Below are 22,704 nucleotides of genomic sequence, written 5' to 3'. Positions count from 1 at the left end.
GTCTAGGGCTGGAGCCGGTAGCCCCGGCGCAGCAGGGCGTAGCAGAACAGCCAGAGGGCGACGCCCGTGGCGCCCAGAGCCACCGCGCCCAGAATCACGTTGCCGTCCGTATGGCCGGTCAGGCCGTAGCGGAAGCCGTCGATCATGAAGAAAAACGGATTCACCAGCGCCGCCCCGTGCCAGAAGTCCGGCAGCTGCTGCACCGAGTAGAAGGTGCCCGACAGGAAGGCCAGCGGGGTGACGATGAAGTTGGTCACCGCGGCCAGATGGTCGAATTTCTCGCTCCACAGGCCGGCCAGGATGCCGATCAGGCTGAGGATCAGCGAGCCGCAGAACACGAAATACAGCGTTGCCGGCCAGGAATGGACGGTTGTGCCGGCGAAGGGCGTGATGGCAAGCCCGACGGCCAGCGCGACGACCAGGCCTCGGGTGACCCCCGCCATGGCATAGGCGAACAGGAATTCGCCGGCGCTGATCGGCGGCATCAGCACGTCGATGATGTTGCCCTGTACCTTCGAGATCATGATCGAGGATGACGTGTTGGCGAAGGCATTCTGCGTCGTCGCCATCATGATCAGGCCGGGAGCCAGGAATTCGACAAAGGGCATGCCGCCGATCTCGCGGTCGCTGCGGCCCAGCGCCAGCGCAAAGACCGCAAAGAAGAGCAGCGTGGTGACCACGGGCGCCAGCACCGTCTGGGTGATCACCTTGATGAAGCGCTGGACTTCCTTCTGATACAGCGTCCACAGGCCCATCCAGTTGGCGCGGCCGTAATCGCGCGGCGTCGCCGGCGCGTGGCGGAAAGTGGTGTCGGTCGTGCTGTTCTCGGCCATGTCAGCCACTCGGTGTCCGGGGAATGTTGTCTGGCCGCCTTCTTACCGCGTATGGTGCGGCGATGCAAAAAGCCCCGCCCCGAACCGTCCAGACCGACCCGCCTGAATGGCTTTCGGCCCTGCTGGGCGGCGATCGTGCGGCGCTGGCGCGTGCCATCACCGCGGTGGAAAACGATACGGCCGAGGCCCGTGCCGTGCTGCAGGCGATCCGCGACAAGCTCGGCCGCGCCGTCGTGGTCGGCTTCACCGGGGCGCCCGGCGCGGGCAAATCCACCCTGGTTTCGGCCTATGTCCGGGCATTGCGCGAGCGGGGCCAGACGGTGGGCGTCGTTGCCGTCGATCCCTCCAGTCCGCTCACCGGCGGCGCCATCCTCGGCGATCGCATCCGCATGACCCAGCATGCCGGCGACCCGGGCGTGTTCATCCGCAGCCTGGCCAGCCGCGGCCATCTCGGCGGGCTTTCCCGCACCGCCACACGCGTGATCGACGTCTTCGATGCCGCGGGCCGGGATGTCATCGTCGTCGAGACGGTCGGCACCGGCCAGTCGGAAGTCGAGGTGGCCGAGATCGCCGATGTGCGCGTGGTGGTGAATGCGCCGGGGCTCGGCGACGACATCCAGGCCATCAAGGCCGGCATTCTGGAAATCGCCGACATACTCGTCGTCAACAAGTCCGACCTGCCCTTTGCCGAACGCTCGGCGCGCCAGCTGGCCGCGATGAGCGCGCAGCGCGCCCAAGGGCCGGTGCCGGTGCTGCAGACGAGCGCGACGCGCAACGAGGGAATCGCCGAGCTGGCCGATGCGATTGCTGCCATCGGTCGCCGCAAGCGACCCGATCCGAGGGCGCGGCAGCGTCGCCTGCTGCACGCGCTGGCGCTGGACCGCTTGCGCCGCGCGCTCGAATCGCTGCCCGATGTGGAAGCGGATGCGCTTGCCGAGCAGGTGCTGTCCGGCCAGGCCGACATCGAAACCGTCCTTCACGATATAACCAGCCGTCTCCGGAAAACATGATCGAAGCTCCCATCTGCCAGAACATTCTCGACCTGCCCGGCTCGCGCATCCGCGTGGTCAGCCGCGCCTCGGCCGATATCCCCGACCTCATCAAGCTGTGGTTCGGCGAGGGCGACGAGCCGACGCCGGAATTCGTCCGCAGGGGCGCCGCGGAAGCGCTGGCGCGCGGCGAGACCTTCTATGCCGCCAACCGTGGCATCGCGCCGCTGCTGGATGCGATTGCGGGCTATCTGAACCGTGCCTATGGCGTGAGCGTGCCGCATGAACGGATGGTGGTGACGGCGTCGGGGATGAACGCCATCATGATCACGGTGCAGTGCCTGGTCGAGCCGGGTGACAGCGCGGTGGTGATCGGACCGATCTGGCCGAACGGGCGTGCAGCCATGAAAGCCATGGGCGGCGAGGTGCGCGATGTCTTCCTCAGGGCACAGGAGGACGGGCGCTGGAAGCTCGACCTCGACGAGCTGTTCGCCGCCTGCGATGAGACAACCAGACTGATCATGATCAACAGTCCGGGCAATCCGACCGGCTGGGTGGCTTCGGAAGCCGAGCTGAAGGCGATCCTCGATTTCTGCCGCGAACGCGGCATCTGGATTCTGTCCGACGAGGTCTATGGCCGCATCATCTACAACGGCGCGCGCCATGCGCCGAGCTATTACACCCTGGCGCAACCCGAAGACCCGGTGGTGATCATCAATTCATTCTCGAAAAGCTGGTCGATGACCGGCTGGCGCCTGGGCTGGATCGTGGCGCCGCCGCGGCTCTGCACGGCGGTCGAGAAGATGACCGAATTCAACATCTCGCACCCGACCACCTTCGTGCAGTGGGGTGGCGTCGCGGCGATGAACGAGGGCGACAGTTACATCGAGGGCCTGGTCGAGCGTTACCGGCGTGCCGCCGACCTGGTCTATCAGGCGCTGGCGCCGCTGCCGCGCGTGCGGCTGGCCAAGCCGGAAGGCGCCTTCTATGCGTTCTTCGCGCTCGATGGCATGACCGACAGCGTCGAGTTCTGCAAGGAGCTGGCGCGCAAGGCACGGGTCGGCCTCGCGCCCGGCATCGCCTTCGGTCCCGCCGGCGAGGGCCGCATCCGGCTCTGCTATGCCGCCTCGCTGCCGAAGCTCTCGGAAGCAATGGAGCGGCTGGTGCCGCATCTGAGATAGGACAGCCATGCGCATGATCTACGAAAGCGACGAGCACGTTCAGCTGCGCGAGCAGGTGGCACGGTTCATCGAGAACGAAGTCCGCCCCCATGGCGAGGCCTGGGAGGAGCAGGGCTTCGTGCCGCGGGAGGTGCTGCGCCGCATGGGCGCCCTCGGGTTTTTCGGCATCCGCTACCCCGAGGAATATGGCGGCTCGGCGCAGGGCGCCATCGCCTCGGCGATCCTTGCCGAGGAATGCGGCCTGTCCGGCTTCGGCGGCTTCTCCGCCACCGTGCTGGTGCATACCGACATGGCGTCACCGCATCTGGCCCATGCCGGCAACAGGGCGCAGCTGGACAGGTGGATGCGCAGGGTCGTCGCCGGCGAGCTGATTACCGCCGTGGCGGTCACCGAGCCCGATGCCGGGTCGGATGTTGCCGCCATCCGCACGCGGGCGCGGCGCGACGGCGACGCCTACGTGCTGAACGGCAGCAAGATGTTCATCACCAACGGCGTCCATGCCGATCTTTACTTCGTCGCGGCGAAGACCGATCCGGAGGCCAAGGGCTCTCGCGCCATTTCGATCTTTGCCATCGAGAAGGGCATGCCCGGCTTCAGCGTCGGACGCAGCCTGCGCAAGCATGGCTGGCTCTGCTCCGACACGGCCGAACTCGTCTTCGACAACTGCCGGGTACCGGCGGAGAACCTGTTGGGCGAGGAGAATCGCGGCTTCTACGCCATCATGCGCAACTTCCAGAATGAGCGGCTGGTGCTCGGTGCAATGGCGGTCGGCGAATGCCGCCGGGCCCTGCAGATCACCCGCGAATACGTCACCACCCGCAGGGCCTTCGGCGGCGTTCTGGCTGACAAGCAGGCGATCCGCCAGCGACTTGCGATGGCCGAGGCGCGCACGGAAGCGGCGCGCCAGCTGGTCTATCACGCCGCCTGGCTGGTCGAGCAGGGGGTGGACGCTGTCCGCGAGGTTTCTATGGTCAAGGCGCTCTGCGGCGAGCTGGTCAGCCAGATCATGTATGACTGCCTGCAATTCCACGGCGGCGCCGGGTATCTGCGGGAATCGGCGATCGAGCGCATGGCGCGTGACGCCCGCATCCACTCCATCGGCGGCGGCGCCACAGAGGTCATGCTGGAGGAAATTGCCAAGCGCTGGCCTGCGTAAGACCTGCCCCGGCGGAACCTTTGCGCTGCACATCATTTGGCGCTAGCGTCTCCGCCTGACCGATATCACGGAGGAAACTGTCATGCGTGAAGCCGTCATCGTCTCCACCGCCCGCACGCCGATCGGCAAGGCCTATCGCGGCGCCTTCAACAACACCGACGCTGCCACGCTGGGCGGGCATGTGATCCGCGAGGCAGTGAAGCGCGCCGGCATCGACCCTGGCGAGGTGGATGACGTGGTGATGGGCGCGGCGCTGCAGCAGGGCGCCACCGGCGGCAACATCGCGCGCAATGCGGCGGTCGCGGCCGGCCTTCCGGTCAGCGTCGCCGGCATGAGCGTCGACCGGCAATGCGGCTCGGGCCTGATGGCCATCGCCACTGCGGCAAAGCAGATCATCCTCGACAATGTCCCCATTGCGGTCGGCGGCGGGCTGGAGTCGATCTCGCTGGTGCAGAACGAGCATATGAACACGTTCCGCGCCCGCGATGAATGGCTGATGAAGAACAAGCCCGACATCTACATGCCGATGATCGACACCGCCGAGACGGTGGCGAAGCGCTACAAGATCAGCCGCGAGGCACAGGACGAATACGCACTCCGCAGCCAGCAGCGGACCGCCGCCGCGCAGCAGGCCGGGAAGTTCGACGACGAACTGGCGCCGATGCCCACGAGGATGGCCGTCGTGAACAAGGAGACCAAGGAAATCTCCTACAAGGACGTCACCCTGACCAAGGACGAGGGCAATCGTCCCGACACCAATGCGGAAGGCCTCGCCGCGCTGCAGCCGGTGCGCGGCCCGGGCAACTTCATCACCGCGGGCAACGCCAGCCAGCTGTCCGACGGCGCGTCCGCCTGCGTGCTGATGGAAGCCAAGCTGGCCGAGAAGCGCGGCCTGAAGCCGCTCGGCATCTATCGCGGCATGGCGGTCGCCGGCTGCGAGCCCGACGAGATGGGGATCGGCCCGGTCTATGCCGTGCCGAAGCTGCTGCAGCGTTTCGGCCTGAAGATGGACGATATCGGCCTCTGGGAGCTGAATGAGGCCTTCGCCGTGCAGGTGATCTACTGCCGCGACAAGCTCGGCATTCCCGATGAGCGCCTGAACGTCAACGGCGGCGCGATCTCCATCGGCCATCCCTATGGCATGTCGGGCGCCCGCATGGTCGGGCACGCCCTGATCGAGGGGAAGCGCCGCGGCGTGAAATACGTGGTCGTCACCATGTGCATCGGCGGCGGCCAGGGCGGCGCCGGGCTTTTCGAAGTCGCCTGAGTCAGCGCAGCGCGCGACGGGTGAGGATCAGTTCCGCCACGCCGCCGCGCTCGTAGAAGACGATCCCGAACTGGCCATAGGTCTCGGCGAGACCTGTGGCCTTTTCCTTCGTGATGCCGGGGATGGCAAAGCCGGGCTCCGCCCTCCAGCCGCGCTGGTCCGGCACGCCGAGATGCGGCAGGGCCGGCCAGCCCCGTCGTGCCAGGTCGCGCCGCAGCCGCTGATGCGCCGCCATGTTACGTGTTGCCGGATAGCGGCGGCTGCAGGGATTCCACGCCGTCAGGCAGCAGAGCGTGTCCGCGCCGAGGCTGTCCAGCAGGGCGTCCGCCTCCGGGCTGTGCTCGTGCAGTCGCAGCCCGACCGGTTCGCCGTCCGGAACCAGGATTGCGTAGGTCGTTTCGGCATAACCCTGCAGTGTCGTAGGCGAGATCACCGCAGCTCCGCCGAGGACAGGGCCTGCAGCAGACTGCCGGTGCCGGGATTGGAAACCACGTTGCGGTAGAGGATGTCGCGCGGATGCGCCGGTTGGCCGTAGTAGGTCTGGTTCCGGCTGTGCCGGGCCGTGATCACCGCGCCTTCCACGGAAACGCCGGCGGCCAGGCCGCGGCTCTTCGAATAGGACAGGATATCCGCTCCGAGGTTGGTGGTGGTCGCAGCCTCGATGCCGGCACCGACGGGGCCCGCGGCAACCGTGGCGTCGGCGCCGAGCTTGAATTCGTTCCTCAGGATCGCTTCGACGGCCCGCTCGTTCATCAGCAGCAGCATGACTTCGGAGGCCTCGCCGCCGATCTGCAGTCCGATCGAGCCGGCGCCCATGGTGTAAATTGCCGGCTGGCTCCAGCCATTCGCCGTTCTTGCCAGCAGCACGCCCGAGCCGCCCTCGCCGCCGATGATGAAACTGGCCTTCAGAAGCTGCGGCACGATGAACACGCCCTTGGCCTGGGCCAGCTTGCGCCGCATGTCGCTGAACTGCGGGTCGGCGGCAAAACGGTCCACGGTGATGCGCGCCTGGTCGATCAGGTTCTGCTCCTCGTTGGCGAAAGCAGCGGGGGGCACCAGAAGCAGAGCAGCGCCGAATGCACCGGCAGCCAGCAGGGTTCGACGGGTGGTCATGGGCGGGAATCCCCTCTCCGGATTGGCAGATCAGCAGATTATATGGCCTCGGCCCGGTTTGGCAGTGACCGTGGTTGGAACTGCAGAACCGAATCGGGTGCCGGGGTTGTTCGGGGGATAGCGAACCCTTAGACTGTGGCGGCTTTGTGGAATTGGAGACGGCATGGATAAGGCAGGCGAAGCGATCCCCGCCGATATCGCGGCCATGAGTTTCGAGGCGGCGCTGAAGGCGCTGGACGAGATCGTGGCCAAGCTGGAAAGCGGCCGGGTCGACCTTGAGGAGTCGATCGCGCTCTACGGCCGCGGCGCGCTGCTCAAGCGGCACTGCGAATCGAAGCTGAAGGCCGCCGAAGAGAAGATCGAAAAGATCGTGGTCGGCGCCGACGGACAGCCCTCGACCCAGCCCTTCAAGGCCGACTGACATGGCGCGCCAGTCGCCGGACCTGGCGGCGGCGATGCGGGAGATCGGGGCGGCCACCGAGGCCGCGCTCGACCGTCTGCTGCCGCGCCCCGAGGGAGCGATTGCCCGGCTCGACGAGGCCATGCGTTACGCCTGCCTGGGCGGGGGCAAAAGGCTGCGGGCCGTGCTCTGCGTCGCCAGTGCCGATCTCTTCGGCGTGCCGCGCACGCAGTCGCTGCGCGCCGCGGCCGCCATCGAGATGCTGCACGCCTATTCGCTGGCCCATGACGATCTGCCCTGCATGGACGACGACGACATGCGCCGCGGCCGCCCCAGCCTGCACCGGGCGTTTGACGAGGCAATGGCGGTTCTGGCCGGCGATGCGCTGCAGACCCAGGCCTTTGCCGTGCTGGCCGATGCCGAAACCCACGCTGAAGCCGAGGTTCGCCTGGCGCTGGTCGCCGGACTTGCCCAGGCCTCCGGCGCGCGCGGCATGGTGGGGGGGCAGGTGATCGACATTGCCGCCGAGCAGCGCAGCGCGGCCGGCCAGCCTCTCGACATGGCGGAAATCAGTCATCTGCAGGCGCTGAAGACGGGCGCGCTGATCCGCTTTTCAGCCGAAGCGGGCGCCATCCTGGGCAGGGCGGGCTCCGCGGAGCGGTCAGCGCTGCGGGATTATGCCGCTGATCTGGGGCTTGCCTTCCAGATTGCCGACGACATTCTGGACCGGGAGGGTTCGGCCGAGGAGCTTGGCAAGGCGGTGGGCAAGGATGCCGCGGCCGGAAAAGCCACCTTTGTCGGGCTTTTAGGGCTGGAGGGCGCCAGGGCCCGCGCCGCCGAATTAACCAGTTCGGCGCAGGCGCGGCTGGCATCTTTCGGTCCAGCGGCCGGGATTTTGCAGGCACTGGCGGAGTTTGTTATAACCCGCCGCTCGTGACACACTCTGGTTACCGATGATCAGCAACCGCACCCCGTTGCTGGATACGGTGCGGACCCCGGCCGACATCCGGCAGTTCGACATCGACCAGCTCAAGCAGCTTGCAGACGAAGTCCGTCGCGAGATGATCGACGCCGTCTCGGTGACGGGCGGCCATCTCGGCGCCGGACTTGGCGTCGTCGAGCTCACGGTGGCCCTGCATCACGTCTTCGCCACGCCCGAGGACCGGCTGATCTGGGATGTCGGCCACCAGGCCTATCCGCACAAGATTCTCACCGGCCGGCGCGATCGCATCCGCACGCTGCGGCAGGGCGGCGGCCTGTCCGGCTTCACCCGGCGCTCGGAGAGCGAATACGATCCCTTCGGCGCGGCACATTCCTCCACGTCGATCTCGGCCGCGCTCGGCATGGCGGTGGCGCGCGACTTCAAGGGCGAGCGCCGCAACGTGATCGCGGTGATCGGCGACGGCGCCATGTCGGCCGGCATGGCCTATGAGGCGATGAACAACGCCGGCGCGATGAACAGCCGGCTGATCGTCATCCTCAACGACAACGACATGTCGATCGCACCGCCGGTCGGCGCCATGAGCGCCTATCTGTCGCGGCTGTTGTCGTCGCGCTCCTATCTCGGCCTGCGCCAGCTGGCCAAGCAGATCGGCGAAAAGATCCTGCCGCGCGGCCTGGCATCCATGGCCGAGAAGGCCGAGGAATATGCCCGCGGCATGGTGGCCGGCGGTACGATGTTCGAGGAGCTGGGCTTCTATTACGTCGGCCCGGTGGACGGCCACAATCTCGACCATCTCGTGCCGGTCCTGAAGAACATCCATGACACCGACAAGACCGGTCCGGTGCTGATCCATGTCGTGACGCAGAAGGGCAAGGGCTACGGCCCGGCCGAAGCGGCGGCCGACAAGTATCACGGCGTGTCGAAGTTCGATGTCGTGACCGGCACCCAGGCCAAGCCCAAGGCCGGCCCGCCGAGCTATACCAAGGTCTTCGCGGAAAGCCTGATCCGGGAAGCCGAGGCCGACGAGCGCATCGTCGCGATCACGGCCGCGATGCCGTCCGGCACCGGCCTCGACCTTTTTGCCAAGCGCTTCCCGCAGCGGACCTTCGATGTCGGCATCGCCGAACAGCATGCGGTGACCTTCGCCGCCGGCATGGCCTGCGAGGGCTTCAAGCCGTTTGCCGCGATCTACTCCACCTTCCTGCAGCGCGCCTACGACCAGGTGGTACATGACGTGGCGATCCAGAAGCTGCCGGTGCGCTTTGCCATCGACCGCGCCGGCCTGGTCGGCGCCGATGGCGCGACTCACGCCGGCAGCTTCGACATCGCCTATCTGGGCTGCCTGCCCGATATGGTGCTGATGGCCGCCGCCGATGAGGCCGAGCTGGTGCATATGGTGGCGACCGCCGCCGCCATCGACGACCGTCCGAGCGCCTTCCGCTATCCGCGCGGCGAGGGCATGGGCGTGGCGCTGCCCGAGCGCGGTCTGGTGCTGCCGCTCGGCAAGGGCCGCGTGATGCGCGAGGGCAGTTCGATCGCCATCCTCTCCTTCGGCGCACGTCTGGGCGAGGCGCTCAAGGCGGCCGACGATCTGGCGGCCCGTGGACTTCCGACCACCGTGGCGGATGCGCGCTTCTGCAAGCCGCTGGACACCGATCTGGTGCGGCAGCTGGCGCGCCATCACGAGGTGCTGATCACCATCGAGGAAGGGTCCATCGGCGGTTTCGGCAGCCATGTGCTGCAGTTCCTCGCCCATGAGGGCCTGCTTGATCAGGGACTGAAGGTCCGCCCGATGGTGCTGCCGGACTTCTTCATCGATCACGATGCGCCGGTGAAGCAGTATGACATAGCCGGCCTGAACGCACCGCAGATCGTCGCGACAGCCCTGTCGGCACTCGGCCTGCCGTCTGCCGAACTAACAGTCCGCGCGTAACCCGGGTTCGTCGCATGATCCTCACGGAAGCGCGGGCGACGCTCGCGCTGGCGCTGCCCATTGTCGGTACCCAGCTGGCGCAGATCGCCATCCATACCACTGACGTGCTGATGCTGGCGCGGCTGTCCGACCACGCGCTGGCGGTGGGCGCACTTGCTTTCGCGCTGTTCTCGTTCTTCTGGATGCTAGGCATCGGACTGGCGATTGGCGTGGCGCCGATCGCCTCCCATGCCATCGGCTACGACATCGCCGACCGCGCCAGCGTGCGCGATGCCGTGCAAGACGGGCTGCTGGTGTCGCTGGGCTTTACGGTCGTGACCGCCCTGCTGCTGTGGTTCTGCGAGCCTTTCCTGGTCTGGTTCGGCCAGCCGGCCGAGCTGATCCCCGATACGATGCTGCTGCTGCGGCTGCTGTCGGCCTCGCTGCTGCCGATGCTCGGCATTTCGGTACTGCGTGCCTTCACCGCCTCGCTGAGCCGGCCGCAGCCCGCCATGGTGCTGATGATCTTCGCGGTCGGGCTGAACGCGCTGCTGGTCTACAGCCTGACCTTCGGCGCCTTCGGCCTGCCGGCACTGGGTATCGCCGGTGCCGGCCTCGGTTCGGTGCTGGCCAACTGGATCGTCTTTCTCGTTTTTGCCGTCTACGTCGCCCGGGAGGGGCAGTTCGGCGCCTACCGGCTCTGGCACCGGCCCTGGCAGGCCCTGCGGCGCAGCAGCCTGCGGCGGCTCATTGCCTATCTGCGCATCGCGGGGCCGATCGCCCTGACCTTCGGCTCGGAAGTGGGCCTGTTCTCGCTGGCCGCGCAGCTCATGGGCCGGCTCGGTGCGGCCGAAGTCGCCGCGCACCAGATCGCCCTGCAATGGGCCTCGATCAGCTTCATGGTGCCGATGGGTCTGGCCCAGGCGGCGACGGTGCGGGTCGGCCTTGCCGTCGGCGCGCGCGACCATGCCGGTGCGGCGCGGGCGGGCTGGATCGCCATTGCGCTGAGCGTTGGCTTCATGGCGATGATGGCGCTGGTCTTCGCCCGGGCCGGTGCGCCGCTGATCGCCCTGTTCGTTACCGACCGGGCATCGCCGGTCTTTGCGCTGGCGGTCTCCTATCTGGCGATCGCCGCGATGTTCCAGCTGGTCGACGGTGCGCAGGCTGTTTCCAACGGCGCCCTGCGCGGACTCAAGGACATGACGGTGCCGATGATCTTTGCCGCCATCGGCTACTGGGGCGCCGGCCTGCCGGCGGCAATCTGGCTCGGCTTCTACACGCCTCTGCGCGGCGAGGGAGTCTGGATCGGGCTCGTCGTCGGCCTCGCCGTTTCCGCCGTGCTGCTGGTCTGGCGTTTCGCTTTCTGGGCCCGTAGGCTGCGGCGCATGCAGGAGCGGCAGGCATGAAGGCTCAGAAGATGCGGCTCGATCAGGCGCTGGTGGAGCGCGGGCTGGCGGAAAGCCGGGCCAAGGCCCAGGCCGCCATCATGGCCGGCCTGGTGTTTTCGGGCGAGAAGCGCCTCGACAAGCCGGGCCATCCGGTCAGCGCCGATACGCAACTTGAAGTGCGCGGCAAGCCGCATCCCTGGGTCAGCCGCGGCGGCATCAAGCTGGCCCATGGCCTGCAGCATTTCGGTTTCCCGGTGGAGGGGCGCATCTGCATCGATGTGGGTGCCTCCACCGGCGGCTTCACCGACGTACTGCTGCAGCACGGCGCGGCGAAGGTCTACGCCGTCGATGTCGGCGAGGGCCAGCTGGACTGGAAGCTGCGTAACGATCCGCGCGTCGTGGTTCTGGAAAAGACCAATGCGCGCCATATCTCGGCAGAGCAGATCCCCGATAGGGTCGGCGCGGTGGTCTGCGATGCCAGTTTCATCGGGCTGAAGACCGTGCTGCCCGCCGCGCTGTCGCTGGCCGGACCGGGCGCCTGGGCGATCGCGCTGATCAAGCCGCAATTCGAGGTCGGTCGCGAGCGCGTCGGCAAGGGCGGGGTGGTGCGCGATCCCGCCCTGCATGCCGAGGTCTGCGCGGATATCGAGGCCTGGTGGTCGGCGCTGCCGGGCTGGCGCGTGGTCGGCATCGAGACCAGCCCGATCCGGGGACCGGAAGGCAATGTCGAATTTCTGATAGGGGCCGAGTTCAGTGACGCGTGATGTCGAAGGCGTGATCGAGCGGATGGGCGGGCAGGGGCATGGCGTGCTCGTGAAGAACGGCGAGCGCTACTACATCCCCTACACCGTGCCGGGCGACCGCGTGGCCGCCCGGGTCGGCGAGCCGCGGGGCGACGGTTTCGCCGCGCAAATCAGCGTGCTCGAGGAAGCGGGACCCGATCGCGTCGAGCCGCCCTGCGGACATTTCCATCTCTGCGGCGGCTGTTCGCTGCAGCACTGGGCCGATGCACCCTACCGCGCGTGGAAGCGCGACAAGCTTGTGGCCGCCCTCCGGCGCCGCGGTTTCGATGATCCGCCGGTGGAGGATCTGGTTGCCGTGCCCGATGCCTCGCGCCGCCGGGCCGAATTCATCGTGCGCCGCGTGAAGGACCGGCTGCTGCTCGGTTTCCACGAAGCCGCCAGCCGCCGCATCGTCGATCTTGCCGAATGCGCCGTGCTGCGGACGGCACTGCTGCAGAAACTGCCGGCTTTCCGCGAGGCGCTGATGCCCGTGCTGGGCGATGGCTGGGCCGTCGATCTCAGGCTGACCGATACGGAAACCGGCATCGATGCCGTGATCACCGGCAAGCTGAAAATGCGCGTGCAGGAGCGCATCGGACTGAGCCGCGCGGCCAAGGCCATGGGGCTGGCGCGCCTGAGCTGGCGCTTCGATCCGCGCAGCGAGCCGGAGCTGCTGTATCTGGGCGAGCGCGCGCCGCTGGTCCGGTTCGGCGATGTGCCGGTGACGCTCGCTCCCGGCGGTTTCCTGCAGGCCAGTGCCGAGGCCGAACGGGCGATGGCGGATCTGGCGCTCGATGCGCTGAAGGATGCCAGACGCGTCGCCGATCTTTTCTCCGGCTGCGGCGCCTTCGCGCTGCGGCTGGCCGCGCAGGGCAAGGCGGTGCTGGCCGCCGATGCCGACCAGCCGGCGATCGCGGCGCTGAATGCGGCGGTGCAGGCGGCGAAACTGCCGGGGAAGCTCACCGCCGAGGCGCGCGATCTGGAGCGCCGGCCTCTGATGCCGGCGGAGTTCAGGAAGCTGGACGCGGTGCTGCTGGATCCGCCACGGGCCGGTGCCCGGGCGCAGGCCGAACAGCTGGCCGAGGCCGCCCGCCGGGACATGGCGCCGGGGATCGTGGTGATGATCGCCTGCGATGCCAGCAGCTTCGCCCGCGATGCCCGCATCCTCGCCGATGCCGGCTGGCGGCTTGAGACGGCGGTGCCGATCGACCAGTTCCGCTGGTCGCCGCATCTGGAAATCTTCAGCCTTTTCAGGCGCTAAGAAGCCGGGAGGCGAGGGGTTGCAAAGGCCGCGACGGCAAGCTATATCCCGCCCGATCCCTGCTGGGGGATCGTCTAACGGTAGGACCCCAGACTCTGACTCTGGTTGTCTAGGTTCGAATCCTAGTCCCCCAGCCATTCTTCCCCGGACAATGGCGCCAACTTTCCGCCCGCTGATTAAGCTCAGAAAACCAGCGTGAATTCCAAGCGTCTAGGATGCCCTGCCGCAGCCGCGCAGGAAGAGCTTCACCGCGTTGGCCACGCGTGACTCGATCTCGCGTCGCGCCATTGCGGCCGGCTTGGCGGTGAGCAGCAATCCGAGCTGCTGGTGCCCGAGCACCATGCCGAGGAACTGTTCGGCCGCCAGGGTGGGATCGGCAATCCGCAGTTCCGGCCGCGATTGCAGGTAGCACCCGAGCGTATCGATGATGGAGCGCGGGCCGCTGGCGAAGATGAGCCGGCCGAGCGCGGGATTCCGCGCTGCTTCGGCGACGATCAGCCGGTGCAGTGCCAGAGAGCTCGGCGCGAGGGCAAGGGTGAGATAGGCGCGCCCCACCTCCTGGAGCGCCTGTTCCGGCGGCAGGTTGTCCAGCGCCAGGCGTTCGATGCCGCGGGTCAGCCGGCCCGCCAGCTCCTCGATGATGGCGCCGAACAGCGCCGCCTTGCTGGAAAAATGGGCATAAACCGTCACCTTGGAGACCCCGGCGCGGCGCGCGATCAGGTCCATGCCGGCAGCGTAACCTTGGTCGAGGAAGATCTCGGTCGCGGCAGCCAGGATCTCGGCCCGTTTGCGGATGTCCGCAGGCCGGCCGCGGCGGAGCGCTCTCTGCGGTTTCGCCGCCGCCCTTTCTTTATCCGTCCCCGTTGCTTTTCGCTTTCCCATTTTCTGAACCCTACAGTATAGATATTGCCGCTGCACCTCCCAGCTTAAGGAGGGTCACGTCACAGGCAGGCGGGTATGAAGAAGGCTCTCGGTTTGGGTGTCGCCGCGGTGTTGGTTCTTGGCGCCGTCGGCTGGTTTTATGGTGCGGAACTGCAGGCCAGGCTTGCCCCGGGCGCCAATGCGTCGGCGCCGAATTCCCCCGCCGCCCAGCTGGGCAGCCAGCAGGCCCCGATTCCGGTTGCGATCCGCCCCGTCTCCACGGGTCAGGTGCGGCAGCAGATCGAGGCTGTGGGCAGCCTGCTGTCGGATGAATCCGTCATCCTGCGGCCCGAGATTGCCGGGCGTGTTACCGAAATCCTGTTCGACGAGGGCCAGCCGGTGAAGCGCGGCGCCCCGCTGGTGCGGCTGGACTCCACGATCGCGCGCGCGCAGGTGAACCAGGCCAGGGCGAGCATCGCGCTGAGCCGCGCCAATTACGAGCGCGCGCGGGAACTCTACGGCAAGGGCGCCGGCACGCAGCGGGCGCATGAGGAAGCCCTCGCCAAGCTCGCCACCGACGAGGCCGCGCTGGCGCTGGCCCAGGCCGTGCTGGACAAGAGCACCATCAACGCGCCGTTCGATGGCGTAATGGGCCTGCGGCAGATCAGCGTGGGCGACTACGTCAATCCCGGCCAGGCCATGGTGAATATCGAAAGCCTGGATCAGCTGAAGGTCGATTTCCGCATCCCTGAGGTCCATGCCCGCCTGATCGCGCCGAACCAGGCGATCCGCGTGCGCGTCGATGCGATGGGCGGGGCCGAGTTCGATGGTCGCGTCTATGCCATCGATCCCGCCTTTGACCCCAACGGGCGCGCGGCCATCCTGCGTGCCCGCCTGCCCAATCCCGATCGCCAGCTGCGGCCGGGCATGTTCGCCCGCGTCACTCTGATCGTGGAAGAGCGCGCCAATGCCGTCCTGGTGCCCGAGACGGCGCTCAATCCGGTGGGCGCCGAATTCTTCGTCTATCGCGTGGTAGACGGCAAGGCGGTCCAGACGAAGGTGAAGCTCGGGCTGCGGCGCGGCGGTTCGGTGGAAATCCTCGACGGCCTGCAGTCGGACGACCGCATCGTTGCCGAAGGCGGCCAGAAGCTGCGCGATGGACAATACGTCAGGGCCGCGGCGGTCGGGGGAACGTAACACATGGTCATTTCCGATCTCTGCATCCGCCGTCCGGTCTTCGCGACGGTGCTCAGTCTCGTCGTGGTGCTGGTCGGCCTGGTGGCTTTCACGCGCCTCACGGTCCGCGAATACCCGAATATCGATCCGCCGGTGGTGCTGGTGGAGACGCTGTATCGCGGCGCCAGCGCCGAGGTCATCGAAAGCCAGGTGACCCGCGTGCTGGAGGAATCGATCGCCGGCATCGAAGGCATCGATTTCGTCCGTTCCATCACCCGTCCGGAGCGGAGCCTGGTGGTCGTGCGATTCAAGCTGTCGCGCGACGCGGAATCCACCGCCAACGACGTGCGCGACCGCGTCAGCCGCGTGCGCGGCAAGCTGCCCGACGAGATCGACGAGCCGATCGTGTCGAAGATCGAGGCCGATGCGCAGCCGGTTCTTTACATCGCCTTTTCCTCGGACCGCCATTCGCCGATGGAGCTGACCGACTTCGCCGACCGCTATGTGAAGGACCGGCTGCAGTCGATCAGCGGCGTGGCGGAAGCGCGGATCTTCGGCGAACGCCGCTATGCCATGCGCATCTGGCTCGATGCCGCGCGCCTGGCGGCCTACAATCTGACGCCGCAGGATGTCGAGGGCGCGCTGCGCAGGCAGAATGTCGAGGTTCCGTCCGGCCGCATAGAGAGCCGCGACATGGAATTCACGGTGCTGTCGGAGACCGACCTGCGCACCCCCGAACAGTTCGGCGCCATCATCATCCGCGAGGTGAACGGCTATCCGGTCCGGATGCGCGATGTCGCGCGCGTCGAGGTCGGTCCGCTCGACGAGCGCGTCAGCGTCCGCTTCAACGGCAAGCCCGCCGTTTCCATCGGCGTGGTGAAGCAGGCGGTGGCCAATCCGCTCGATATTTCGGCCGGGGTGCGCGAGGCCCTGCCAGGAATCCTGGAAAGCCTGCCGGAAGGCATGCGTGCCGAGATTGCCTACGACACCTCGATTTTCATCCGCGCCTCCATCGATTCCGTCTACCGCACCATCGGCGAGGCCGTGCTGCTGGTCGTTGCCGTGGTATTCCTGTTCCTGCGCAACCTGCGCGCCACGCTGATCCCGGTCGTCACCATTCCCGCCTCGCTGCTGGGTGCCTTCGCGATCATGTACGCGCTGGGTTTCACGGTGAACACGCTGACCCTGCTGGCGATGGTGCTGGCGATCGGCCTCGTGGTCGACGACGCCATCGTGGTGCTGGAGAACATCTACCGCCACATTGAGGAGGGCATGCCGCCGCTGCAGGCGGCCTTCAAGGGCGCCAAGGAAATCGGGTTTGCGGTCGTCGCGATGACGCTGACCCTGGCGGCGGTCTATGCGCCGATCGGCTTCATGAGCGGCACGACCGGCCGGCTGTTCACCGAATTCGCGTGGGCGCTGGCCGGTGCCGTGCTGGTCTCCGGTTTCGTCGCGCTGACCCTGAGCCCGATGATGTGCGGGCGCATGCTCAAGCATGAGGCGAAGCACGGCCGGCTGTTCAATCTCGTCGAGAATGCGCTCAACGGGCTGACCGCGGGTTATTCCAGGCTGCTGCGGGTGTCGCTGAAGGCGCGGCTGCTGGTCATCCTGGTCGGCGTGGTGTTCGCCGGCGGCAGCTATTTCCTGTTCACCGGCCTGAAGCCGGAACTGTCGCCGGTGGAAGACCGCGGCACCATTATCGGCAGTTTCAACGGCCCCGAAGGCGCCACCATCAACTACATGGAGCGCTATGCGCGCCAGGTTGAAGAGCTGATGGGGACGGTTCCCGAGGCGCAGGCGCGCTTCGTCGTCGCCGGCAATCCCATCGTGTCGCAGGGCGTGTCGTTCACCCGCCTGATCCACTGGGACCAGCGTGATCGCAAGCAGCAGCAGATCGTCGAGGAGCTGACGCCGAAATTCCGCGAATTCGCCGGCGTGCAGGGCTTCGTCAACAATCCGCCGTCGCTCGGCCAGAACCTGCGGTCTCCGCCGGTCTGGATCGTGATCCAGGCAAGTGTCGATTATGACGAGCTGAACCGGATGGTCGGCCTGGTCCTGGCCGAAGCCTCGAAGTCGCCGGCGCTCAGCAATCTCGATACCCGCCTGAAGCTCAACAAGCCCGAAATCAAGGTGTCGGTGAACCGCGACAAGGCGGCGGATGTCGGCATCGAGGTCGACGCCATCGGTCGTACGCTGGAAACCATGCTGGGCGGCCGGCAGGTCACGCGCTTCAAGCAGAACGGCAAGCAGTATGACGTGATCGTCCAGGTCGCCGATGTCGAGCGCACCAATCCGGAGGATCTGTCGAAGATCTACGTGCGCGGCAGCAGCGGCCAGATGATCCAGCTGTCCAACCTGGTGGAAGTGCGCGAGTCGCTGACGGCGCGCGAACTGACGCGCATGAGCCAGCTGCGCGCTGCCGACATCACCGCCAACGTCGCGCCCGGCTATTCCTCGGGCGAGGCGCTGGCGGCGCTGGAGGAGGCTGCGCGGCGCGTGCTGCCGTCCAGCGTGCAGATCGACTACAACGGCCAGTCGCGCGAGTTCATGCAGGCATCCGGCGACATCCTGTTCACCTTCATCCTGGCGCTGCTGTTCATCTATCTGGTGCTGGCGGCCCAGTTCGAGAGCTTCATCGACCCCTTCATCATCATGCTCACCGTTCCTCTGTCGATGACCGGCGCGCTGCTGGCGCTGAAGCTCGGCGGCGGCACCATGAACATCTACAGCCAGGTCGGACTGGTGACGCTGGTCGGACTGATCACCAAGAACGGCATCCTGATCGTGGAATTCGCCAACCAGCTGCAGGAGCAGGGGCGCAGCCGGCTCGAGGCGGTGATCGAGGCGGCCTCCCTGCGTCTGCGGCCGATCCTGATGACCACGGCGGCCATGGTGCTGGGCGCGCTGCCGCTGGCCATGGCGGTCGGTGCAGGCGCGGAAAGCCGCAACCAGATCGGCCTGGTCATCGTCGGCGGCCTGCTGCTTGGCACGCTGCTGACCCTCTTCGTGGTGCCGACCGCCTATACCCTGATCGCGCGGGAGCGCCGCGCGGCCACGGCCGGCGACCAGGCACCGGCGGCGCATCCGGCCGAATAGCGCGGCCTCCGCCCGATCCGTCATCACCGGGAACCCGGAAGGGTGTTCCGGGTTGAGAAGCCGCTCTGCCTCCCAAGCGGTCGCTCAACATGCTTTTCGAACGGATTACGCCGCCAGCGGCGCCCGACCCCGACCGGACGACACCATCCGGTCCGGGGCCGAGAGTGCTGTATGTCACGCCCGAGCTGGCGGACTATGCCAAGGCCGGCGGGCTGGGCGAGGTAGCCGCCGCTTTGCCCCGGGCGCTGCAGAGCTTCTGCGATGTGCGCATCCTGATTCCCGGTTATCGCCCGGTACTGGAAAAGCATCGCTTTATCCCGGTGATCAGCGAGTTGCCGCCGGTGAATGGCATTCCCGGGGCGAAGCTGGGCCGGCTTCAGACGCCCGACGGGCTGACCATCTACGTCGTCCTGAATTCCAGCCTGTATGACCGCGGCGGCTCACCCTACTGCGACAGCCACGGACAGGACTGGCCGGACAACGACATCCGCTTCGGCAGGCTCAGCGCCGCGGCGGCCGATCTTGCGGCCGGCATCGCCGATCCGGACTGGAAACCGGACCATCTGCATCTGAATGACTGGCCGACGGCGCTGGCGGCCGGCTATGTCGCCTGGCGCAGGCTGAACGTGCCGACGCTGCTGACCGTGCACAACCTTGCCTATCACGGCGTGTTCAGTCCCTCCCGCCTAGAGGCGCTGGGGATTCCCTGGGAAGCATTCCGGATGGATGGCGTCGAGTTCTACGGCCAGTGGTCCTTCCTCAAGGCCGGCCTCTACTACGCGTCCCAGATCACCACGGTGAGCTCCACCTATGCCGAGGAGATCACCCGTCCCGAACACGGTCATGGCCTTGACGGGCTGCTGAAGCTCCGCTCGGCGCAGGGCCGGCTCAGCGGCATCCTGAACGGCATCGACGAAAGCTGGGATCCGACCCTGGAGGCGCAGTCCGGACGCTTCGACCTGTCGCGCTGGAAAAGCCGCAATGCGGCGCAGGTGCGCCGGGATTTCGGCCTCGCCGTCTCGCGCGGGCCGCTCTTTGCCATCGTATCCCGGCTGGTGCGGCAGAAAGGTACCGATCTCGCCATCGAGGCCGCAGATGCCATCGTGAGGAACGGCGGCCAGCTGGTGGTGACGGGGCGGGGCGAATCCGATTTCGAGCATGCCATCGCCGATCTCGGCGCGCGGTATCCCGGCGCGGTCGGGGTGAGGATCGGCTTCGACGACCGCGAGGCGCGCCGCGTGTTTGCCGGCAGCGACTTCCTGCTCATGCCCTCGCGCTTCGAACCCTGCGGACTGGCGCAGATGTATGCGCAGAAATGCGGTTCGCTGCCGATTGCCCACAAGACCGGCGGCCTGGCCGAAACGGTCGCCGACGGGCTGACCGGTTTCCTGTTCGAGGATTACAGCCTGCGCGGACTGGTCGAGGCGATCGGGCGTGGCCTTGCCACCTATCGCTCGACGCGCAAGATCGGCCAGATGCGGCGCTCCGCCATGTCGCAGGCCTTCAGCTGGACGGACTCGGCCTTGCAGTATTCCATGCTCTACCGGGCCGGGGTTGCCTGATCACATGAACAGCTTCTCGTCCGGCAGGTCCCGGTACAGGTCGGCGACGAACTCGCCGTAGCCGTTGTAGATCTGCGTCGGGATCCGCTTGCCGACGCCGATCACCTCCTCGGTCGCCTGGCTCCAGCGCGGATGCGCCACCTCCGGGTTTACATTGGCCCAGAACCCGTATTCGTCCGGCCCGATCGCTTCCCAGAAGGTCTTCGGCCGCTGATCGGTGAAGGTGAAACGCACGATCGACTTGATCGACTTGAAGCCGTATTTCCACGGCACGACCAGCCTGAGTGGCGCGCCCATCTGCTTCGGCATCGGCTTGCCGTAGGCGCCGGTGCCGATGAAGGCAAGGTCATTGGCGGCCTCGGCCATGGTGAGCCCCTCGACGTAGGGCCAGGGATACCAGAACTGGCGCTGGCCACCCGCTTCCTTCGGCCGCACGAAGGTTTCCATCCGCAGGTATTTCGCTCCCGACTGGGGCTGGGCGAAATCCACCAGCGCCCTCACCGGAAACCCGCTCCAGGGGATCACCATCGACCAGGCCTCGACGCAGCGCAGGCGGTAGACCCGCTCCTCCACCGGCATCTTGCGGATCAGTTCCTCTGCATCGATGGTGATTTCCTTCGCGACCATGCCGTCGATCTTCACCTGCCAGGGGCTGACGTTCAGCTTCTGCGCCGCGTCGGCAATCCGCTTGTGGGAGCCGAATTCGTAGAAATTGTTGTAGCTGGTGGCGATCTTCTCTTCGGTCAGCGCGCGGCCGGCCTCGTAAGCCGGATTGCGCCTGGCGGGATACAGGTCCGGCGCGGTATGGGCGCGCAGCGGCTGGGCCAGGCCGGCGGCGCCGAGGCCCGCAGCTCCGATGCCGAGCAGCAGCCGCCGCCGGTTCAGGAACACCGTTTCCGGCGTTGCCTGCGATTCCGGAATCTCCCAGCCCTTGCGCCGCCTGATCAGCATGATGCGCTCCCTAACAGAAAAACACCCGGCCATGACCCTAGCGGGCCACGGGCCGGGCGCCAATCAAGCTTCGGTGAGGCGGATCAGCCGCCGATCACTTCTTCTCCAGCAGGCTGCGCAGCATCCAGGCGGTTTTCTCATGCACCTGCATGCGCTGGGTCAGCAGGTCGGCCGTCGGTTCGTCGCCTGCCTTCTCCACCAGCGGGAAGATCTCACGTGCGGTCTTTGTCACCGCCTGATTGCCCTTGACCAGGCTCTTGATCATCTCCTGCGCATTGGGAACGCCGTTTTCCTCGCCGATGGAGGAGAGCTTGGCATACTGGGCATAGGAGCCCGGCGCGTAATGGCCCAGCGCGCGGATGCGCTCGGCGATCAGGTCCACGGCCAGCGCCAGTTCGGTATACTGCGTCTCGAACATGGTATGCAGCGTCTGGAACATCGGGCCTTCGACATTCCAGTGGTAGTTATGCGTCTTGAGGTAAAGCGTGTAGGTATCGGCGAGCAGCCGCGACAGGCCGTCGGCGATTTTCTTGCGGTCCTTTTCTGCGATGCCGATGTCGATGGCGACTGACATGGGACTGCTCCTTATTTTCTCTGTTTTCCGGTATATCTAAGTTAGACTTGTCCGAGCCTTTCGCAAGGCGACAGGGATCACACTCTCCGCGGATATATTGCACCCGGGCGAGGAGACTGTCACCGGGCGTACCCGGACTTCGGGCTCGGTGGACAGTCGTCGCTATTCGGCGGCGGCTTCCGTCTTTTTCTCGCCGGCCAGCAGCCGTTCCTTGCGCTTCAGTCCCCAGCGGTAGCCGCCGAGGCTGCCGTCGCTGCGCAAAGCGCGGTGACAGGGGACCAGCACCCCGATGATGTTGTTGCCGCAGGCCGAACCGACTGCCCGCGCGGCGCCGGGCAGGCCGAGTTCGGCGGCGATCTCGCGATAGCTCCGGGTCTGCCCCGCCGGAATGGCCTGGAGCGCCGTCCAGACCCTGATCTGGAAGGGCGTGCCGCGAAGATCGAGGCGCAGGCTCCGCGGAACGGGTTCTCCCCGCAGCACGGCTTCCAGCGCCGCGAAGATCTCGCTTCCTGAGGCGTCGTTCCGCTCGATCCGGGCGGCGGGAAATTCCGCCTGCAACTCGTCCAGCAGGGTGGCGGCGCTGGTGCCGAACAGCAGGGCAGCGACGCCACGCGGACTTTCAGCCGCCAGGGTCAGTCCCATGCTGGTGCGGCGGATCGCCACGGTGACCGTCAGGCCTTCACCGCCCCGGCGGTAATCGGCCGGCGTCATGCCGAGCCAGCGGTCGGCTTTCTCGTAGACCCGGCTGGGTGCGCCGAATCCCGCGCCGTAGATGGCTTCGGTCACGCCGCTACCGTTGCGCAATTCCTGTTTCAGCGTCGCGACCCGACGCGCCTCGGCATAGCCGCGCGGGCTGACGCCATAGGCGGCGGCGAAACGCTTCTGCAGATGCGTCGCCCCCATATGGGCGACAGCCGCCAGCTCGGCGAGGCTGGGTGCCGGCTCGCCATCGGCGAGCCGTCGGTCGATGAGGGCGCGGGCGCGCTCCAGTCGGGGATCGGCCTCCGGCGCCTTGTCCGGCTGGCAGCGTTTGCAGGGCCGGAAGCCGGCGGCCAGGGCCGCGTCCGCGCCGGCGAAGATGCGGATATTCTCCCGCCTCGGCACGCGGCTGATGCAGGAGGGCCGGCAGAAGATCCGCGTCGTCGTGACGGCATAGAGGAAGTTTCCGTCTGCGGCGGGATCATTGCCGCGGATGGCGGCGTACTGGGCGTCGGTCGGTTTCAGGGCTGTTTCCATGAGCGGAAAGGTAGGCCACCGCG

At 67.0% G+C, this 22,704-nt stretch carries 20 protein-coding genes and 1 tRNA gene; 14 read left to right on the top strand and 7 right to left on the bottom strand.

The features are described from left to right. Positions 1-2: 2 nt before the first annotated feature. The gene (locus tag VKZ87_RS06465; protein WP_324220432.1) at positions 3-833 is read right to left on the bottom strand and encodes an ABC transporter permease; all 831 of its coding nucleotides are present in this window, start codon (positions 831-833) and stop codon (positions 3-5) included. Positions 834-895: 62 nt separating this feature from the next. Between VKZ87_RS06465 and meaB the strand changes: the two genes are divergently transcribed. The 4 genes from meaB (at position 896) to VKZ87_RS06445 (ending at position 5,426) form a co-directional block, all read left to right on the top strand. Then, positions 896-1,843: a methylmalonyl Co-A mutase-associated GTPase MeaB gene (gene meaB, locus VKZ87_RS06460; RefSeq protein ID WP_324220431.1), complete on the top strand. Its 948-nt coding sequence runs from the start codon at positions 896-898 to the stop codon at positions 1,841-1,843. Next, positions 1,840-3,003, top strand: a complete 1,164-nt coding sequence (locus VKZ87_RS06455) for a pyridoxal phosphate-dependent aminotransferase (protein WP_324220430.1) — start codon at positions 1,840-1,842, stop codon at positions 3,001-3,003. The genes meaB and VKZ87_RS06455 overlap by 4 nt, the downstream gene beginning before the upstream one ends. 7 nt (positions 3,004-3,010) lie before the next feature. Beyond that, on the top strand, positions 3,011-4,159 hold the full coding sequence (locus VKZ87_RS06450; protein ID WP_324220429.1) for an acyl-CoA dehydrogenase family protein: 1,149 nt from the start codon (positions 3,011-3,013) through the stop codon (positions 4,157-4,159). Between the two features lie 82 nt (positions 4,160-4,241). Next, positions 4,242-5,426, top strand: coding sequence for an acetyl-CoA C-acyltransferase (locus VKZ87_RS06445; RefSeq protein WP_324220428.1), 1,185 nt, complete (start codon positions 4,242-4,244; stop codon positions 5,424-5,426). Between the two features lies 1 nt (position 5,427). Here the strand turns inward: VKZ87_RS06445 and VKZ87_RS06440 are convergent, their stop codons facing one another. Both VKZ87_RS06440 and VKZ87_RS06435 read right to left on the bottom strand, forming a co-directional pair. Further along, positions 5,428-5,859 (bottom strand): DUF3293 domain-containing protein, encoded by a 432-nt coding sequence (locus VKZ87_RS06440; RefSeq protein WP_324220427.1) that lies wholly within the window; start codon positions 5,857-5,859, stop codon positions 5,428-5,430. Next, positions 5,856-6,539: a lipid-binding SYLF domain-containing protein gene (locus VKZ87_RS06435; protein ID WP_324220426.1), complete on the bottom strand. Its 684-nt coding sequence runs from the start codon at positions 6,537-6,539 to the stop codon at positions 5,856-5,858. The genes VKZ87_RS06440 and VKZ87_RS06435 overlap by 4 nt, the downstream gene beginning before the upstream one ends. Positions 6,540-6,702: 163 nt before the next feature. On the opposite strand from VKZ87_RS06435, the gene VKZ87_RS06430 reads away from it, so the two are divergent. The 7 genes from VKZ87_RS06430 to VKZ87_RS06400 all read left to right on the top strand — a co-directional run bounded on the left by VKZ87_RS06430 (position 6,703) and on the right by VKZ87_RS06400 (position 13,362). Further along, positions 6,703-6,960, top strand: a complete 258-nt coding sequence (locus VKZ87_RS06430) for an exodeoxyribonuclease VII small subunit (protein WP_324220425.1) — start codon at positions 6,703-6,705, stop codon at positions 6,958-6,960. Between the two features lies 1 nt (position 6,961). Then, the gene (locus tag VKZ87_RS06425; protein ID WP_414655629.1) at positions 6,962-7,876 is read left to right on the top strand and encodes a polyprenyl synthetase family protein; all 915 of its coding nucleotides are present in this window, start codon (positions 6,962-6,964) and stop codon (positions 7,874-7,876) included. Positions 7,877-7,892: 16 nt separating this feature from the next. Next, positions 7,893-9,815: a 1-deoxy-D-xylulose-5-phosphate synthase gene (dxs, locus tag VKZ87_RS06420; protein WP_324220424.1), complete on the top strand. Its 1,923-nt coding sequence runs from the start codon at positions 7,893-7,895 to the stop codon at positions 9,813-9,815. A gap of 14 nt (positions 9,816-9,829) precedes the next feature. Continuing rightward, positions 9,830-11,200: an MATE family efflux transporter gene (locus VKZ87_RS06415; RefSeq protein WP_324220423.1), complete on the top strand. Its 1,371-nt coding sequence runs from the start codon at positions 9,830-9,832 to the stop codon at positions 11,198-11,200. Next, on the top strand, positions 11,197-11,946 hold the full coding sequence (locus VKZ87_RS06410; RefSeq protein ID WP_324220422.1) for a TlyA family RNA methyltransferase: 750 nt from the start codon (positions 11,197-11,199) through the stop codon (positions 11,944-11,946). Before VKZ87_RS06415 ends, VKZ87_RS06410 begins: the two co-directional genes overlap by 4 nt. Then, positions 11,936-13,225: a class I SAM-dependent RNA methyltransferase gene (locus VKZ87_RS06405; RefSeq protein WP_324220421.1), complete on the top strand. Its 1,290-nt coding sequence runs from the start codon at positions 11,936-11,938 to the stop codon at positions 13,223-13,225. Before VKZ87_RS06410 ends, VKZ87_RS06405 begins: the two co-directional genes overlap by 11 nt. 63 nt (positions 13,226-13,288) lie before the next feature. Further along, a tRNA-Gln gene (locus VKZ87_RS06400) sits at positions 13,289-13,362 on the top strand. A gap of 73 nt (positions 13,363-13,435) precedes the next feature. On the opposite strand, the gene VKZ87_RS06395 is transcribed toward VKZ87_RS06400, so the two are convergent. Next, positions 13,436-14,107, bottom strand: a complete 672-nt coding sequence (locus tag VKZ87_RS06395; protein WP_324220420.1) for a TetR/AcrR family transcriptional regulator — start codon at positions 14,105-14,107, stop codon at positions 13,436-13,438. Between the two features lie 75 nt (positions 14,108-14,182). Here VKZ87_RS06395 and VKZ87_RS06390 point away from each other — a divergent pair, with 75 nt between their 5' ends. The 3 genes from VKZ87_RS06390 to glgA all read left to right on the top strand — a co-directional run bounded on the left by VKZ87_RS06390 (position 14,183) and on the right by glgA (position 19,920). Continuing rightward, positions 14,183-15,283 carry an efflux RND transporter periplasmic adaptor subunit gene (locus VKZ87_RS06390; RefSeq protein WP_324220419.1) on the top strand — a complete coding sequence of 367 codons (1,101 nt, stop codon included), beginning with the start codon at positions 14,183-14,185 and terminating at the stop codon, positions 15,281-15,283. 3 nt (positions 15,284-15,286) lie between these two features. Next, positions 15,287-18,358: an efflux RND transporter permease subunit gene (locus tag VKZ87_RS06385; protein WP_324220418.1), complete on the top strand. Its 3,072-nt coding sequence runs from the start codon at positions 15,287-15,289 to the stop codon at positions 18,356-18,358. Between the two features lie 89 nt (positions 18,359-18,447). Further along, positions 18,448-19,920, top strand: coding sequence for a glycogen synthase GlgA (glgA, locus tag VKZ87_RS06380; RefSeq protein WP_324220417.1), 1,473 nt, complete (start codon positions 18,448-18,450; stop codon positions 19,918-19,920). On the opposite strand, the gene msrP is transcribed toward glgA, so the two are convergent. From msrP to ada, 3 genes are all read right to left on the bottom strand, one after another. Further along, positions 19,921-20,871 (bottom strand): protein-methionine-sulfoxide reductase catalytic subunit MsrP, encoded by a 951-nt coding sequence (gene msrP, locus VKZ87_RS06375; protein ID WP_324220416.1) that lies wholly within the window; start codon positions 20,869-20,871, stop codon positions 19,921-19,923. It abuts the gene before it with no gap. Positions 20,872-20,965: 94 nt separating this feature from the next. Continuing rightward, positions 20,966-21,445: a Dps family protein gene (locus tag VKZ87_RS06370; protein ID WP_324220415.1), complete on the bottom strand. Its 480-nt coding sequence runs from the start codon at positions 21,443-21,445 to the stop codon at positions 20,966-20,968. A 162-nt stretch (positions 21,446-21,607) separates the two neighbouring features. Beyond that, positions 21,608-22,681: a bifunctional DNA-binding transcriptional regulator/O6-methylguanine-DNA methyltransferase Ada gene (ada, locus tag VKZ87_RS06365; RefSeq protein WP_324220414.1), complete on the bottom strand. Its 1,074-nt coding sequence runs from the start codon at positions 22,679-22,681 to the stop codon at positions 21,608-21,610. Positions 22,682-22,704 lie beyond the last annotated feature (23 nt).

This window comes from Ferrovibrio sp. (genome assembly GCF_035304305.1).
Lineage (GTDB): Bacteria > Pseudomonadota > Alphaproteobacteria > Ferrovibrionales > Ferrovibrionaceae > Ferrovibrio.
Note: the sequence above shows the minus strand (reverse complement) of the source record. Positions and strands in the feature narration are given on the sequence as shown.